This is a genomic window from Pseudomonas sp. Irchel 3A5, from assembly GCF_900187575.1.
Taxonomy (GTDB): Bacteria; Pseudomonadota; Gammaproteobacteria; order Pseudomonadales; family Pseudomonadaceae; genus Aquipseudomonas; species Aquipseudomonas folii.
Genome location: NZ_FYDU01000017.1, coordinates 92,939 through 107,042 on the forward strand (window position 1 = coordinate 92,939; position 14,104 = coordinate 107,042).

General features: G+C 57.4%; 11 protein-coding genes, 1 tRNA gene and 1 pseudogene. 9 read left to right on the top strand and 4 right to left on the bottom strand.

Annotation, left to right across the window (positions count from 1 at the left end):
* Positions 1–126: 126 nt before the first annotated feature.
* Both oxlT and CKW31_RS24885 read left to right on the top strand, forming a co-directional pair.
* On the top strand, positions 127–1,419 hold the full coding sequence (oxlT, locus tag CKW31_RS24880; protein ID WP_095101075.1) for an oxalate/formate MFS antiporter: 1,293 nt from the start codon (positions 127–129) through the stop codon (positions 1,417–1,419).
* Positions 1,420–3,009, top strand: coding sequence for a gamma-glutamyltransferase family protein (locus tag CKW31_RS24885; RefSeq protein WP_095101077.1), 1,590 nt, complete (start codon positions 1,420–1,422; stop codon positions 3,007–3,009).
* Positions 3,010–3,145: 136 nt separating this feature from the next.
* On the opposite strand, the gene CKW31_RS24890 is transcribed toward CKW31_RS24885, so the two are convergent.
* Together CKW31_RS24890 and CKW31_RS24895 are read right to left on the bottom strand one after the other, a co-directional pair.
* The gene (locus CKW31_RS24890; protein WP_095101079.1) at positions 3,146–4,189 is read right to left on the bottom strand and encodes a methyl-accepting chemotaxis protein; all 1,044 of its coding nucleotides are present in this window, start codon (positions 4,187–4,189) and stop codon (positions 3,146–3,148) included.
* Between the two features lie 226 nt (positions 4,190–4,415).
* On the bottom strand, positions 4,416–5,489 hold the full coding sequence (locus CKW31_RS24895; protein WP_095101081.1) for an FUSC family protein: 1,074 nt from the start codon (positions 5,487–5,489) through the stop codon (positions 4,416–4,418).
* A gap of 167 nt (positions 5,490–5,656) precedes the next feature.
* Here CKW31_RS24895 and CKW31_RS24900 point away from each other — a divergent pair, with 167 nt between their 5' ends.
* From CKW31_RS24900 to CKW31_RS24930, 7 genes are all read left to right on the top strand, one after another.
* Entirely contained in the window at positions 5,657–6,277 is a 621-nt protein-coding gene (locus CKW31_RS24900; RefSeq protein WP_095101083.1) for a YjfI family protein, read from the top strand.
* A 15-nt stretch (positions 6,278–6,292) separates the two neighbouring features.
* The gene (locus CKW31_RS24905) at positions 6,293–7,000 is read left to right on the top strand and encodes a PspA/IM30 family protein (RefSeq protein ID WP_027899473.1); all 708 of its coding nucleotides are present in this window, start codon (positions 6,293–6,295) and stop codon (positions 6,998–7,000) included.
* Positions 7,001–7,093: 93 nt separating this feature from the next.
* Positions 7,094–7,654, top strand: coding sequence for a rhomboid family intramembrane serine protease (locus tag CKW31_RS24910; RefSeq protein ID WP_095101085.1), 561 nt, complete (start codon positions 7,094–7,096; stop codon positions 7,652–7,654).
* 50 nt (positions 7,655–7,704) lie between these two features.
* The gene (locus CKW31_RS24915) at positions 7,705–8,373 is read left to right on the top strand and encodes a DUF2491 family protein (protein ID WP_095101087.1); all 669 of its coding nucleotides are present in this window, start codon (positions 7,705–7,707) and stop codon (positions 8,371–8,373) included.
* A gap of 12 nt (positions 8,374–8,385) precedes the next feature.
* Positions 8,386–8,811 carry a DUF350 domain-containing protein gene (locus tag CKW31_RS24920; protein ID WP_095101089.1) on the top strand — a complete coding sequence of 142 codons (426 nt, stop codon included), beginning with the start codon at positions 8,386–8,388 and terminating at the stop codon, positions 8,809–8,811.
* A gap of 26 nt (positions 8,812–8,837) precedes the next feature.
* Entirely contained in the window at positions 8,838–9,554 is a 717-nt protein-coding gene (locus tag CKW31_RS24925; protein WP_095101091.1) for a DUF1190 domain-containing protein, read from the top strand.
* A 14-nt stretch (positions 9,555–9,568) separates the two neighbouring features.
* Complete coding sequence (locus CKW31_RS24930; protein WP_095101093.1) at positions 9,569–10,726, top strand: glutathionylspermidine synthase family protein; 1,158 nt, start codon at positions 9,569–9,571, stop codon at positions 10,724–10,726.
* Between the two features lie 336 nt (positions 10,727–11,062).
* Here CKW31_RS24930 and CKW31_RS24935 read toward each other — a convergent pair.
* Together CKW31_RS24935 and CKW31_RS24940 are read right to left on the bottom strand one after the other, a co-directional pair.
* A tRNA-Ile gene (locus CKW31_RS24935) sits at positions 11,063–11,139 on the bottom strand.
* Positions 11,140–11,154: 15 nt separating this feature from the next.
* Positions 11,155–14,097 (bottom strand): annotated as a pseudogene (locus CKW31_RS24940) (EAL domain-containing protein); the annotation flags it as partial.
* Between the last annotated feature and the right edge of the window lie 7 nt (positions 14,098–14,104).

Here is a 14,104-nt window from a genome sequence, read left to right on the forward strand (position 1 = left end):
GGGCGATAGTCATGTATAAAACAGGTTGGTCATATAAATCTCATAAATTTTGCAATTGCCGCCTGAACGGGATTGGCATGCCACTTGCTGAACAGACGTATACCCACTTGCACAGTGAGATTCGTTATGGTCAGCAAGACGCTTACGCTAGAGCAGCCTGTCGTCGGAGCCTTCAGCTCGCGCTGGTATCAATTGGTTATCGGCATGGTTTGTATGATGGCCATTTCCAGTCCGCAATATGTGTGGACTTTATTTACCGGCCCATTAACGCAGAAGCTGGGTGTTTCACTGGCCCAGGTACAGATCACATTCTCGTTGTTAATTATTCTGCAGACGTTCTTCTCACCGGCCCAAGGCTGGTTGATTGATCGTTTTGGTCTGCGCAAGTTGATCGCTACAGGCTGTGTTCTCTCCGGGTTGAGTTGGGTGCTCGCCAGTCACGCGACATCACTGACGTCGCTGTACCTGAGTTATGGCCTGCTGGGTGGCTTGGGGACCGGCATCGTGTATGTCGGCATCGTCGGTTTGATGGTTCGCTGGTTCCCGGATCGCCGTGGTCTGGCGGCGGGCGCTGTTGCGGCGGGTTATGGCATGGGCGCGATGCTCACGACTTTCCCGATCAGTAACAGCCTCAAGGATGTCGGCATGGAGTCGACGCTGATGACCTTTGGCCTGATCCTCGGCGCCGTGGGTCTTGTCGCTTCGCAGTTCTTGCGTCAACCGCCTGCACAACTCGCCGAGCAGTCAGTGCCTATTGTCGGCAGAGTGGTTGCCGATGTGGCCCCGCGCGAGATGCTTAAAACACCGGTCTTCTGGCTGATGTTCGCGATGTTTACCATGATGTCCACGTCGGGACTGATGGTCACCTCGCAGATGGCCAGTTTTGCCAAGGACTTCGGCATGACCAACGTGATGGTCATGGGCATGGCTGCCTTACCCCTGGCGCTGACCATCGACCGTATTTGCAACGGGCTGACACGGCCTTTGTTTGGCTGGATCTCTGATCGTTGGGGCCGGGAGAACACCATGGCCTTCGCCTTCTTTTTTGAAGGCGTCGCCATGACGTTGTGGTTTCTGACCATCGATAACCCGGTGCTTTTCGTGCTGCTGTCGGGCGTGGTATTTCTCGGTTGGGGTGAGATTTTCTCGCTGTTCCCTTCGACGCTGACGGATACCTTCGGCAGTAAGAATGCGACGACCAACTACGGCTTTCTGTACATGGCCCAGGGCATCGGCTCAATCTTCGGTGGTCCGGTCGCGGCCTTGCTGCACCAATACACCGACAGCTGGATACCGGTGTTTGCTGTCGCGATCAGCTTCGACATCATTACTGCTGCACTGGCTTTTTTCGTCCTCAAACGCATGCGTATCAACTGGCTGGCGAAGAATGCCCCGCAGCCTGTCAACCAAGGAGTCTGAATGCTTAATACAACGCTCGCTGCTCGTGGGATCGCCGTCGCGCCTCATAGCCTTGCTGCGCAATCGGCATTGGCCGTATTGCGCGAGGGCGGCAACGCGATTGAAGCGATGGTCGCGGCGGCCGCTACGATTGCGGTGGTGTATCCACACATGAACAGCCTGGGCGGCGATGGCTTCTGGTTGATTGTTCCGCCCGAGGGAGAGCCGGTTGCCATTGATGCCAGCGGCCCTGCCGGCAGCCTTGCGACAATGGAGCGTTACGCGGGCATGACGCGTATTCCGGTTCGTGGCCCTGACGCTGCACTGACGGTTGCCGGTACTGTTGGCGGTTGGCAAGAAGCGTTGCAGGTCAGCGCCGAAAGGGGCGGTCGTCTGCCGCTGCCTCGACTGTTGGCCGATGCGATCTTTTATGCGGATTCCGGCATTCCGGTCACGCCGTCCCAGCACATGGCAACCGCGAGCAAGCAGGCTGAGTTGCAGGATATTCCGGGCTTTGCCGAAACCTTTTTGCACAGCGGCCAAGCGCCTTTGGCAGGCAGTCTGTTCAAGCAAACGCGTCTCGCCAATACCTTGCGAACGCTGGCGGAGGAGGGGCTGGACAGTTTTTATCGCGGCTCACTGGCGGACTCCATCGCCAAGGACCTAGAGCGGGCAGGCGCTCCGGTCACGCGCAGCGACCTGGCGGGTTATCGCGCCAAACGTGTCCGGGCCTTAGCGCTCCAGCACAGCGCTGGCACCGTGTTCAATATGCCGCCGCCGAGTCAGGGGCTGGTGTCGCAATTGATCCTTGGCATCGCAGATCACGCGGGTCTGAGCGAATGCACGGCTGACAGCGCCGAGCATATCCACACGCTGGTGGAAGCCACCAAACTGGCTTTCGCTGTGCGCGATGAACACATCACCGATCCCGAGCACATGACCATCGAGCCGCAGGCCTGTCTCGAAGCGGATTACCTGAGCGCTTTGGCCCAGCGCATCGATCCGCAGCACGCGGCACTCTGGGGTGAGGGCAAGGGACCGGGCGATACGATCTGGATGGGCATCATCGACAGCAGCGGCTTGGCGGTGTCATTCATCCAGAGCATCTATCACGAGTTTGGCAGCGGCGTCGTGTTGCCGGAGAGCGGTTTGAACTGGCAGAACCGGGGCGCTTCGTTCAGCCTCGATCCTGATCATCTATTGGCGCTGAAGCCCGGCAAGAAACCGTTCCACACGTTGAACCCTGCGGCGGCGCGGTTGAGTGATGGGCGTACGCTGGTTTACGGAACCATGGGTGGCGACGGCCAGCCTCAAACCCAGGCCGCGGTGTTCAGCCGATACGCGGTGTTCGGTCAGCCATTGCAGCAGGCGGTTACCGCACCGCGTTGGTTGCTGGGCAGAACCTGGGGCGATAGCAGCGACACCCTGAAGCTCGAGTCACGCATTGCGCCTGAGGTGATCGAGCAACTGAAAGCACGCGGTCATGAAGTCGAGATACTCGCGCCCTTTACCGAAACCATGGGGCATGCCGCGGCTGCAGTGCGTTTGTCGAATGGTTCTTTCGAGGGTGCGTTTGATCCGCGCAGTAATGGGGCGGCGGCGGGGTATTGAGTGTAGTGACGCAGGAACGCGGTCCCTGTAGGAGCTGCCGAAGGCTGCGATGCAATTATCCTGACACACCGTCATCGCAGCCTTCGGCAGCTCCTACAGGAGTGCATTTCAAACAGTTCGCTTGATCTGCTCCGCGCTACCCCTCTATCGCTGGCAACTGCTGCTCAATCACACCCAGCCAGCCCATGCCGGGATAGGTCTCAAATCCAGGCGTCATCGAGTAACCCTGAATGACGTTGTTGGGCTGAGCGCTGTAACCGCTGGCTTGTCCGGCTTTGACCTTCAGGTCTACGTTTTGCCCCAAGTGGCTCTGGGCGTCGGAGCTGGCAATGACCTTGTGGTTGGCGTCGACCAGCATCACCCGGCTGCGGGAGCGCTCTTCGTCGCTCAAGCGCACACCATTAATGATTGAGTCCGCCTGGTTTTTCCAGTCAAAGAAAATACCGATCACGCCAATCACCGGCGTTTGCTTGCCAGCCTTGCTGCGCACAGCAGCGCTGAACGCACAGGTTTGCGAGCCGTGAAGCAACGGTTCCACTGCCACTTCCCCGGCGAAATACTGATCGCCCGATGAATGCCGCACGGCTTGCTTGAACCATGGAGCCTCGGCTACGTTGGCGCCGATGACCTTGCCAAAAGTGTCCGGTCGACCTGAGGCGATGACGCGTCCTTTGGTGTCTGCAACCCAGATATCCAGATACACGGTGTAGCTATCGAGGATGATCCCCAGTCGCCCACTGGCGTGAGCGCTGGTTTCCGGCGTGGTTGTGGTTAACGCATCGACCAGCGAGGCATCGGTCGCCCACCAGCGGACATCGCACGTGCGCTCATAAAGGTTGCGGTCGATGATCTCGATCATGTTCAGCGACAGATCCGCCAGCCGCTGACCGCGTACGTCGAAGCACATGCCACGTCCAAGGTCAGTTAGCTCGTTGACTGAGGCCTGCAAATCCTGGGTCAGGCCGCTGGCAATTTTCGAAATCCGTTCGGAAATGTCCTTGACCTCTTCTGCCACCACTGAAAAACCCAGCCCGGCCTTACCCGCATGCGCCGCTTCAATCAGCGCATTGATCGCCAATAGTCGAGTTTGCCGCGTGATCATTTGTATATCGCTGACACCTCGATTCGCTAACGCTTCCACTTCCCGGGAGAGAGTGACGATCCGTTCGGGTTCGATCATTTTCGTGTACTTCAAAGAGTGATAAGGCGGCAGCCTTCACATGAAAATGTGCAAAAAAAAGTACGGAAAAAGGGGCTATTGATTGCCCCTTGGAGTGCGAAAGTTTGAACTTCCTTTCTGGTCTTTGGCTAATGTCACCGTGCCTTTGGGCAAGCTATCGCAGTTTCGGTGGTCTGTCATCTGCCGGTCTGACTGCGTGCGAGGCGTTAACGTTTGCCTGGACTGATCAGATTCTCCAGCGCTTCGCAGTTTTTGCGAGTCGCTGTTGCAGACCGTCGATGTTGCTTGCCAGTTGCAGCATCAACAGGTGATAGCCCGTCAGTTGCACAGGTATCGGGTAACCCAGGTCTGGCAGGTTCGTTTCGGATGTGCGCTGCAGGCGCTCTGTAGCACCGGTTTGCAGCGCGCGCGCCATGGCGATCAATTGGCGACGGGTTTGGCGAAACTCCGTATCCAGACGTGCGCGCCACTCTGGACCGGCCGCTTGATCAAGATCATCTGGCCGTATATTGGCAAGGATCTCCAGCGTACTCAGGCACATACGGAAGTGCCCTTGAATCGCATCAAGCTCGACCATGGAAATTCGCACTTCCTTGGACACCGACGGCAGCAGCGAGCGCAATTGCAGCATCGTACCGTTCAGGCGCGCCATTAGCTTCAAGTGCTCATCAGCGGTAACAGGCTGGCCATGGATGATGCGGCCATACACTTTCGCGCAGTCGCGCAAGCCGCTGGCCAGGTTGTAGCGCCAAGAGAACACGGCATACAGAGGCAGTGCGAAGGAAAACGCCAGGGCCAGTGCGATACCGATCAGGATGTCGACCGTGCGCCACAAGCCGTCGCTGATCGGGTTGTAACCATGGCCTGCAACGATGAACAGGGTAATTGCCGACAGCAGCGCGGTATAACCACCTTTGCCAATCGCGTGATAGGCAAAGAATCCGCACATCACCGACATCATGGCGTACGTCAGCAGCGGTATCTCCAGATAGCCCTGCTGCACAACGACCAGCAACCCAAGCCCTGCGCCGATCAACGTACCGTAGGCACGCTCGACGGATTTTTTGCGGATATTGCCGTGATGCTGCAAGCCGCCAATCACGATCAGCATCGTCACCGACGCCCACTCGCCGTGAGGCAGGTTGAGCCCTGTGGTCAATAGAATCGTCACCAGCAACCCGACCGCGATTCGCGCCGCATGGATCAGGCGAGCATGGCGGAAACGGCGATAAGGATCCAGCAACGGTCGCAAAACGCGACGCAACCAGAACGGCAAGCGGAGAGAGCGGGAATTGGTCATGCGTAAAAGACCGCGCGGTTTGAGAATCGATCCCGGAGGAGACGCGGGATGAAGTCAGTAAGCCACAGTCGCGATGAAATGTTTCATCACATGTGAGGTATTGCATGTCAGTTTTTTTGAGAGTAACTTGCTGAACCATCACATGTGATGTCCTGGAAGGCGCTCGGATGGCTCGAAAAACTTCAACCGACTACATGCGTGAAATGCGTGCACGGCTGACGGCAGCCGGGTACGTCAAAAGAGAGCTTTATGTGCTTCCTGAAAACGCTGAAGTCTTGAGACACGTCGAAAAAGTGTTACGCCAGCCCTATTTGGGTAACCGCATCAAACTGGAGGAATTCATGAGCGAAAATACCAACTGGACCATCGACACGCTGCACTCGGCGCTCGCTGAACTGGACGTGGTAAAGAGTAATGAAGTCGAGTTGACGCTGGTCCAGGGGGCCGAGCCAAGCTTGAGCGTGACGATGAACAACTTCGGCGGCTTGCCGATCATCATTGCAATTGCTGGCGACCAGATTCTTGTGGATTGCGTACTGGTTTACGCCTCCCAGGTAAAAGACGTCGCGGCATTCAACGACACCGTTTTGCGGAGCCGGGACATTTTCCCGCTGTCGTCTATCGGTATCGAAACCATGCCGAACGGCGAGACCGTCTACAGCATGTTTGGCGCACTGAGCGCGGCTTCTTCACTGACCGTCATTGTCCAGGAAGTGTTTACCCTGGCAGACAACGTGATCCGCGCCGCTGATGCCTACGAAGATTTTTTAACAGTTGACTCACAGTAATCGGGAGACAAATCAATGAGCCTTTGGAAGAAAATGGTTACCGCTATGCGTGGCGGCGCCTCCGAGGTCGGTGAGGCAATCGTCGACGCTCAGGCACTACGAATTCTGGACCAGGAAATCCGCGACGCCGATGCTTCGATGCTCGCCGCCCGCAACCAGTTGATCCAGATCAAAGCCAAGCACAAGCTGTCCGTACAGCGTGTGGACGAACACGACAAGAACATCGCTAACTGGGAACAGAAAGCCATCGCCGCCATGAACAAGGGCGAAGAAGGTCTGGCGCTGGAGTGTGCGGAAAAGGTTTCCGAACTGACCGCACTGCGCGATCAGGAAAAAGCCGCCGCTGACCAGTTCGGCATTCAGGTCACCAAGTTGACGGCTCAGGTCACCAAGGCCGAAAGCCAGATCAAGGGCCTGCGTCAGCAAGCCGACATGGCCAAGGCGCGTGACAGCGTGCAGAAAGCGCAAATCAACGCCGCCGCAGCCACAGGCGGTGCCAATGGTCGTCTGGAAACTGCCGTGGGTTCGCTGGCGCGCATCAAGCAGCGTCAGGACGAGCAGGACGCCAAACTGGAAGCTGCCGAAGAGCTGGCGGACGCCGCCAACGGTGGTGATCTGGAGCGTCGTTTGCAGGACGCCGGTATCGGCGCGAAAACCGGTGGTGCGGCTGACGTGCTGGCTCGCCTCAAGGCACAGAACCAGGGTGGCAACGCGGGTCAGTAACACTGTTGAAAGAGGGGCAGGCGGAAAACCGTTTGCCCCTTTTTTCTGTTTGCTTTTGCTTGATTGCCTTCGTTTGGTTCGATCGGTGCCTACATGAATGTCGGAAAGGGACTACGCGTTATTCTTGGCCTCGCCGCTTTGATGATCGCAGTCCAGGTGATTAACTCGCTGACCGCAAACAGTCTGCTCAGCCATGGCCTGGTCCCCAGGACCTGGTCAGGGCTGCAAGGCATTATTTTTTCCCCGTTTCTGCACGGCTCTGTTCGTCATTTGCTGAGTAACCTGCTGCCCTTTATCGTGTTGAGCTGGCTGGTCGCAACCGAAGGCTTGCAGCGTTATGTCCGTGTAGTGTTGCTGATAACGCTACTGGGCGGCCTGTTGGTCTGGACAGTGGGGCGGTCGACGATTCATGTCGGGGCCAGTGGATTGATCTTTGGGTTGTGGGCTTATCTCTTGGCGCGCGCGTGGTTTCAGCGCAGTCTGATCAGCTTCGCCATCGCATTGGTGACATTGGTGGGCTACAGCGGATTGATCCTGGGCTTCATACCGGTGCCGGGGGTCTCGGTTGAATCCCACATTGCGGGTGCGCTTGCCGGTATTGTCGTGGCCTGGCTGATGCACGCAAAGGGGCTGGGTGAAAAACCGTCAGTGTGAGCAAATTTCGCGCAGAGCATTGCTTCGGCGCCAATGAAAGGAAACACATTATGAGTTGGATAAAACGAGCTTTGGGCCTGGCACCGCCAAAGCCATCCGCCACGACCGCGCCGTTGAATGGCGCGGCGTTGCTCACGCCGTTTGGGCTGGCAACCGGACGCATGCTGGATCTTGATGACTCGCTCAAGCTGCTGCTCGATGGGCATACGGAACTGGTCGTACCCAATGAAGAAGTGGTCTGGTCTGTCGGTCACGTTGATCTGGGACAGTCCATTCGGCTGGTGCGCTTCTACTTCGAAGATGAAGACTACTGGATGCAGGTCATGATGAATGGCCCTGCCGCCGAAGACGTTCAGGACGTGATCCTGTTCGGCTACAGCAGCGTCGTGACCATCAACAGCGAATCGGAGTTGAAGCGTCTGGTGGGCCCTGAATCAAAAATCGGTTTGCCACGGTATGAGCATGACGGCTGGGAGTACGAGCGTCAGTGGGGCACTGAGGAGGGGCAGACCGAGCTGACCCCGATGACCGAAGAAGTTGCCAACCCGGATGGCAGCTATCGCATCGAGCATTTGAGTATGCTGTACGCCCGCGACACGGGCTTGATTGATCGTCGCGAGTTCTTGCTGCTGTCTGTCGAAGAGGATGAGGAGGGCGTGGTCTCGCTCACTACCTCGGTTGGCGTCACGCTGCAGTCCACAGACTTCACCGTCCTCTAAAAGGAAGTAAAAATGCTTGATGCACTCAGTTTGTCCCTCAGCTTTCAGTCGGTGCTGAGTTTCATTATCTACATCATTGTGGCCGGTGGTTTGTTTGGTCTGTTCCAGATGGCTTACACCCGTCTGACGCCGCACAAAGAGTTCGTGCAGATTCGTGAAGGCAATGTCGCTGCAGCTATTGCGCTGGGCGGCGCATTGATTGGCTTCGCCCTGCCTGCCAGCAACGTGATCACTTACAGCATCAGTGTGCTGGACGTGGTGATCTGGGCACTCATCGCGGCCGTTGTGCAATTGTTGGCATTTACCGCAACCAATTTTGTTCTCAAAGACCTCTCGGCTCGCATCACTCGTGGCGAACTGGCCGCTGCCATTTACGCGGCCAGCGTTTCGATCAGTGTCGGCTTCCTCAATTCGGCCTGCATGACGCCGTCGACCTGATTGCCTGTGATCGAAAGGAGTATTCGATGAGACGTAGTTCTTTGAAGCTGGTCCTGGCCAGCACCCTGCCACTGGCAATCAGTGCGTGCAGCAAGCCCGATACTGTGGAAGTGACGGCCCAGCAGACGTATCCGACTGTGCAATCCTGCGTGGACCAGAAGGTCCCCGTCGATGTGTGCTCGGATGCCTACATGACGGCCTTGGCGGATCACCGCCGTATCGCGCCTACTTACGACAACGCAGCCGCGTGTGAAGCGGATTTCGTCCCTGATTACTGCCAGCAGAATTCCGACGGCAAATTCACGCCCAAGATGGGCGGCTTTCAGCTGGAGATTTCCGGTGAGTTGCCCAAGGATCAGGTCGAGGCTGCCAAGGCTCAGGCGAACCAGTCGGGGGGCTCAGGCTTCGCCAGCTCTGGCGTCAACGGGTTTCTGATGGGCATGTTGGTCAGCAACATGATCAACGGCTTCAGTGGTGGTGGCGGTCGTTACTATTCCCAGCCGGTCTATCAGGAACGCGACTCCCGCGGCGGCTATCAGTCCTCGACACTGTCCCGTCAGATCGAGCGCGGCAAGACCTTCGGCAATTCCACGCAGGCGCGCACCAGCTCAACCGGTTCTTACACCAAGAGCACGCTGGGCCGTAACTCATCAGTCTCATCGTCGGTTTCCCGTGGCGGGTTTGGCAGCCAGGCAACGGCTCGCAGCGGTTGGGGCGGCAAAAGCAGCGGTTTCGGCGGCTGACGGGAGCGCTAGCCATGAAAAAGATCAGTATCGAAGAGCGCCCTGACTGGCGCGAAACCGCCGAGCGTGAGGGATTTGATTTCCACACCATCGACGGCGAGCGCTACTGGGATGAGCGCGCCTACTACCAGTTCACCGAAGCCCAGATCACCCGCGACATTGAAGCACCGACTCAGGAGCTTCATGCGATGTGTATGGATGCCGTCGAGCGGGTGGTAGAGAGCGAGGAGTTGCTGACCGAACTGGCCATCCCGCCAGCGTTCTTCGATCTGGTCCGGACGTCCTGGAAGGAGGGGCACCCACATTTGTACGGGCGCTTCGACTTCAGTTATGACGGCGTGAATCCGGCCAAGCTGCTGGAAGGCAACATGGATACGCCAACCTCTGCGTATGAGGCTGGCGCATTTCAGCTTATCTGGCTGGAAGAGCAAATTGCCCGAGGCGTCTTGCCTGCCCATGCCTCGCAGTTCAATTCGCTGGCAGAAGATCTGGTTCGGGCTTTTGCAGCCATCAGAGAGGGCGGGCCTTTCTACTTCTCCGCCATGTCAGGTTCGGCAGAAGACCGGGGCACGACCGAATTCCTGCGCAAGATGGCCGAGCATGTCGGCATTGAAACCCGGCATATCGATATCGAAGACATTGGCCTCAACTCTCAGGGCCGCTTCGTCGATCTTGAGGGCCGCTGGATCGAGCGTATTTTCAAACTGCATGCCTGGGAGCACGTGTTCCACGAACCCCATGGTCAGGCAGTCCCGCAATGCGACACGCAATTCATCGAGCCTGCGTGGAAGTCCATCATCTCCAACAAAGGCATCCTGCCGCTGCTCTGGAAATTCAACGAAGGCCATCCGAATCTGCTGCCAACCTTCGTCGACAAAGACCCACGAGCACCTGTCCCGAAAGGCTGGGTCCGCAAACCCTACTTCTCCCGCGAAGGCGCCAACATCGAAATCCGCACCCCCGGTGACGAAGTCATTTTCGAAGACGGCCCCTACAACGACGCCCCCTACATCCTCCAACAGTTCGCCCCGCTGCCCCGCTTCGGCGACAGCTACACACTCATCGGCTCATGGGTTGTGGGCGACCTGGCTTCAGGTATTGGCATCCGGGAAGACGACAGCTTGATCACCAAGGACAGCAGCCGGTTTTTGCCGCATGTGGTGTTGGATTGAGAGAGGCGGTACCGCCAACACAATGTCCTTGTAGGAGCGAATTCATTCGCGAGTGCGGCATTACAGGCGACAAATCTTTATGGGAAGTACCGACCTCCTGTAGGAGTGAGCTTGCTCGCGATGGCTTGCGTTCAGGCGCAGGTAGCATTGCAGACGACTTTGCCGCCCATTGCTGCGCGGCGTGGTAGTAACTTAAGGGTAGGGGTGGCATATAAAATCGATCGGTCCTAAAAAGGGACCGATAAGTCCCTATTAAGGACCTTTCAAGCGTTCGGTGGCATGAAAGCCTTCTACCCAAAACAAAAAAAAGCCGCGCATTAGCGCGGCTTTTTAATTTGGTGGGCCCACACGGACTCGAACCGTGGACCAAGGGATTATGAGTCCCCTGCTCTAACCAACTGAGCTATAGGCCCTCAGTAGGCCGCGGATTATAACGGCGGTTTCGATGCTGTGCTATCCGAAAAGTCCGAAAGAGTCGTACGAAGAAATTTCGAGCTGAATTCATCGGGTGGGAGAGGGAGGCTGACGATGTAGCCCTGGATCTGTTCGCAGCCTTCGTTTGCGAGGAATTGCTGCTGTTCGTCGTTCTCCACGCCTTCGGCGATGACGGTCAGTTGCATGCTGCGGCCCAAGGCGATGATGGCGCGGACGATGGCGACGTCGTGTGGATCGTCGGGCAGGCTGCGTACGAACGACTGGTCGATTTTCAGGATGTCCAGCGGCAAGCGCTTCAGATAACTCAGGGATGAGTAGCCTGTGCCGAAGTCATCGATCGCGAGTTGTACGCCAAGGGTTTTGAGTTTGTGCAGGACGGCGAGGGCTTCCTCGGCCTGGCTCATGATGAAGTTTTCGGTGATCTCCAATTGCAGGCAGTCGGGAGCGAGGTGGTGGTCAGAGAGCAGTTGTTCGATCCGGGCCAGTAGATTTGGCTGACGTAGTTGAGCGCCCGCCAGATTCACCGACAGGGCCCCGAAAGGGGGGTAATGCGTGTTCCACTCGTGCAGTTGCCGACAGGCGCGCTCCAGTACCCAATCGCCGATCTGCAGAATCATGCCGTTCTCTTCAGCCAGAGGAATGAAATGCTCTGGTGGTACTTCGCCAAAGGTGGGGTGTGTCCAGCGCAGCAGCGCCTCGGCGCCGACGAGTCTTTGGTTGAGCAGGCTGATTTTTGGCTGATAGCAGAGGCTGAACTCATCACGCTCGATGGCTCGGCGCAGCTCATGCTCGAGAGCGATACGGGCGCTCGCCTGTGAAGTCAGGTCCTGTGTATAGCTTTCAACGCGGTTACGACCTTTGGCTTTTGAGCGGTACATGGCGGCATCGGCGTTTTTCACCACGGTCGCCACGTCATGCCCGTCGGTAGGGAACAGGCAGCTACCGATGCTGGCACTCATGAAGAACTCATGTTCTCCGGCCTGAAAGGGGGCGGTGAAGCAGTTCAGTAGTTTGGTGGCGACCGCTTCGGCATCGCTGGGGTGCAGCAGGCCTGGCAGCAGGATGATGAACTCGTCTCCACCCAGGCGTGCCACCGTGTCGATATCGCGCAGGTTTTCTTTGAGGCGCTGTGCGATGCCTTTGAGCAGCAAGTCGCCCACCGGATGGCCAAGGCTGTCGTTGATGTGTTTGAAGCGATCAAGGTCAAGAAACAGCACCGCACCAAGGCTGTTGGATTCCAGACTGTGCAGCAGAGCGGCTTGCAGTCGGCTTTCGAACAGCGTGCGGTTGGGCAGGCCGGTCAGTGGGTCGTGGTGAGCCTGGTAGTCCAGTCGCGCCTGAGCATGTTTGAGGCTGGAAATATCAGCGAAGACTGCGACGAAGTGGGTGATGAACTGTTCCCGGTTTCGGACCGCGCTGATCGTCAGCCAGCTTGGGTAAACCTCCCCGTTTTTTCGGCGGTTGGTGATTTCTCCCTGCCAATGTCCTTCCGCGGTCAACTGGTACCACATGGCGGCATAGAACGCGCTGTCATGCAGACCTGAAGCCATCAGGCTCGGTGTTTGACCAAGAGCTTCCTGCTCGCTATAGCCGGTGATTTCGCTGAAGGCCCGGTTGACGGCGTTTATCCGCTGCCGGGTATCGGTAATCAATACGCCTTCCGCGGTGCTCTCGAAAACAGTGGCGGCTAGCTGTAGTTTTTCCTGCATTTGATGACGCTCGGTAATGTCCCGGGCGATGGTCAGCATGCAGGCTTCGCCGCCGATGAGCAGGGGTCGTGACGAGATTTCACACAGCCGAATCTGACCATCCTTGTGTCGGATGTGGCTGCGGAAATCGCGGACGAAACCTTCGCGGTTCAACTGCTCCAGCAATTTGCTGCGCTCGTCCAGATTGGCCCAGATCCCCAGATCGATCACGGAGTGATCCAGTGAGGTCGAGCTCTCGTGACCGGTAATGCGGCTGAACCCTTCGTTGACTTCGACCAGCATTCCATCACGCTGGCGGGTGATCAGCAGGCCGTCCGGGGAGGAGTGGAATGATTTGGCGAACTTCTCCTCGGACAGCTGAAGTTCTTGCTGAGCCTGTTTGAGCTGGGTGATATCCCGCACGACAACGACAACCGCTCGCGTGGAGTCCAGGTCAAAAGGTTCGGCGGAAACCAGCCCGGAGAACATGCGGCCGTCTTTGCGTCGAAAGGGCATCTCAAGGTTGCGGATGCTGCCTGTCCGGAGGCGCTCCAGTATCCCGGGGCCTATGCCCGGAACACCCCAGATGTCGAGTTCAGTGGGCGTCCTGCCAATGATGTCCTCTACGCGTAAGCCTATTTGCTCGACGAATGCGCTGTTAGCTTCCAGAACGGTGCCGTCCACCAGGCTGGCGATCACCAGAATGTCCGGGCACTGAGCAAACACCGAGGCGAATTTTCCTTCGGAAAGCCGCAAGGCCTCCTCGGTTTGTTTGGTTTCGCTGATGTCGATCATCAGTCCACGCATGACGGGTTTACGACCGTGTCTGATCAGGCTGACGATGTCGCGTACCCAGAGCGTCCGTCCGCTTGCGCTGATGACGCGGTAATCCACGCTGTGATCGTTGCCACTGCTGGCCGCCTGTCTGCAAAATGCTTCAGTCTTCTGCAAGTCCTGAGGATGCACGATGCTCTGCCAGAACCCCGGTTCCTTCCATTGATGAAGCGGGTAGCCCAGCAGGTTTTCAGCCTGAGGTGAGACATAGTTGTATTGATAATCTTCCGGGTTGGCCTCCCAGGCAATTGCCGACAGGCTCTCGACCATGCCGCGATAGTGATATTCGCTACTTCGCAGCTGCTGCTCCAGCTCCATCCTTCGGGTGATTTCCGAACTTAGCTGTCGATTGACACGAATGACGATGATCAGAACCGTGCACAGCAGCAAAAGTCCCGGTAAGCCATAAAGCAGAAAGCTT

Coding starts and splice junctions, on each gene's coding strand:
- CKW31_RS24900 (WP_095101083.1), top strand. CDS start 5,657: ATGGCTCGAAAAACTTCAACCGACTACATGCGTGAAATGCGTGCACGG.
- CKW31_RS24930 (WP_095101093.1), top strand. CDS start 9,569: ATGAAAAAGATCAGTATCGAAGAGCGCCCTGACTGGCGCGAAACCGCC.
- CKW31_RS24910 (WP_095101085.1), top strand. CDS start 7,094: ATGAATGTCGGAAAGGGACTACGCGTTATTCTTGGCCTCGCCGCTTTG.
- CKW31_RS24895 (WP_095101081.1), bottom strand. CDS start 5,489: ATGACCAATTCCCGCTCTCTCCGCTTGCCGTTCTGGTTGCGTCGCGTT.
- CKW31_RS24925 (WP_095101091.1), top strand. CDS start 8,838: ATGAGACGTAGTTCTTTGAAGCTGGTCCTGGCCAGCACCCTGCCACTG.
- CKW31_RS24915 (WP_095101087.1), top strand. CDS start 7,705: ATGAGTTGGATAAAACGAGCTTTGGGCCTGGCACCGCCAAAGCCATCC.
- CKW31_RS24920 (WP_095101089.1), top strand. CDS start 8,386: ATGCTTGATGCACTCAGTTTGTCCCTCAGCTTTCAGTCGGTGCTGAGT.
- CKW31_RS24885 (WP_095101077.1), top strand. CDS start 1,420: ATGCTTAATACAACGCTCGCTGCTCGTGGGATCGCCGTCGCGCCTCAT.
- CKW31_RS24890 (WP_095101079.1), bottom strand. CDS start 4,189: ATGATCGAACCCGAACGGATCGTCACTCTCTCCCGGGAAGTGGAAGCG.
- CKW31_RS24905 (WP_027899473.1), top strand. CDS start 6,293: ATGAGCCTTTGGAAGAAAATGGTTACCGCTATGCGTGGCGGCGCCTCC.
- oxlT (WP_095101075.1), top strand. CDS start 127: ATGGTCAGCAAGACGCTTACGCTAGAGCAGCCTGTCGTCGGAGCCTTC.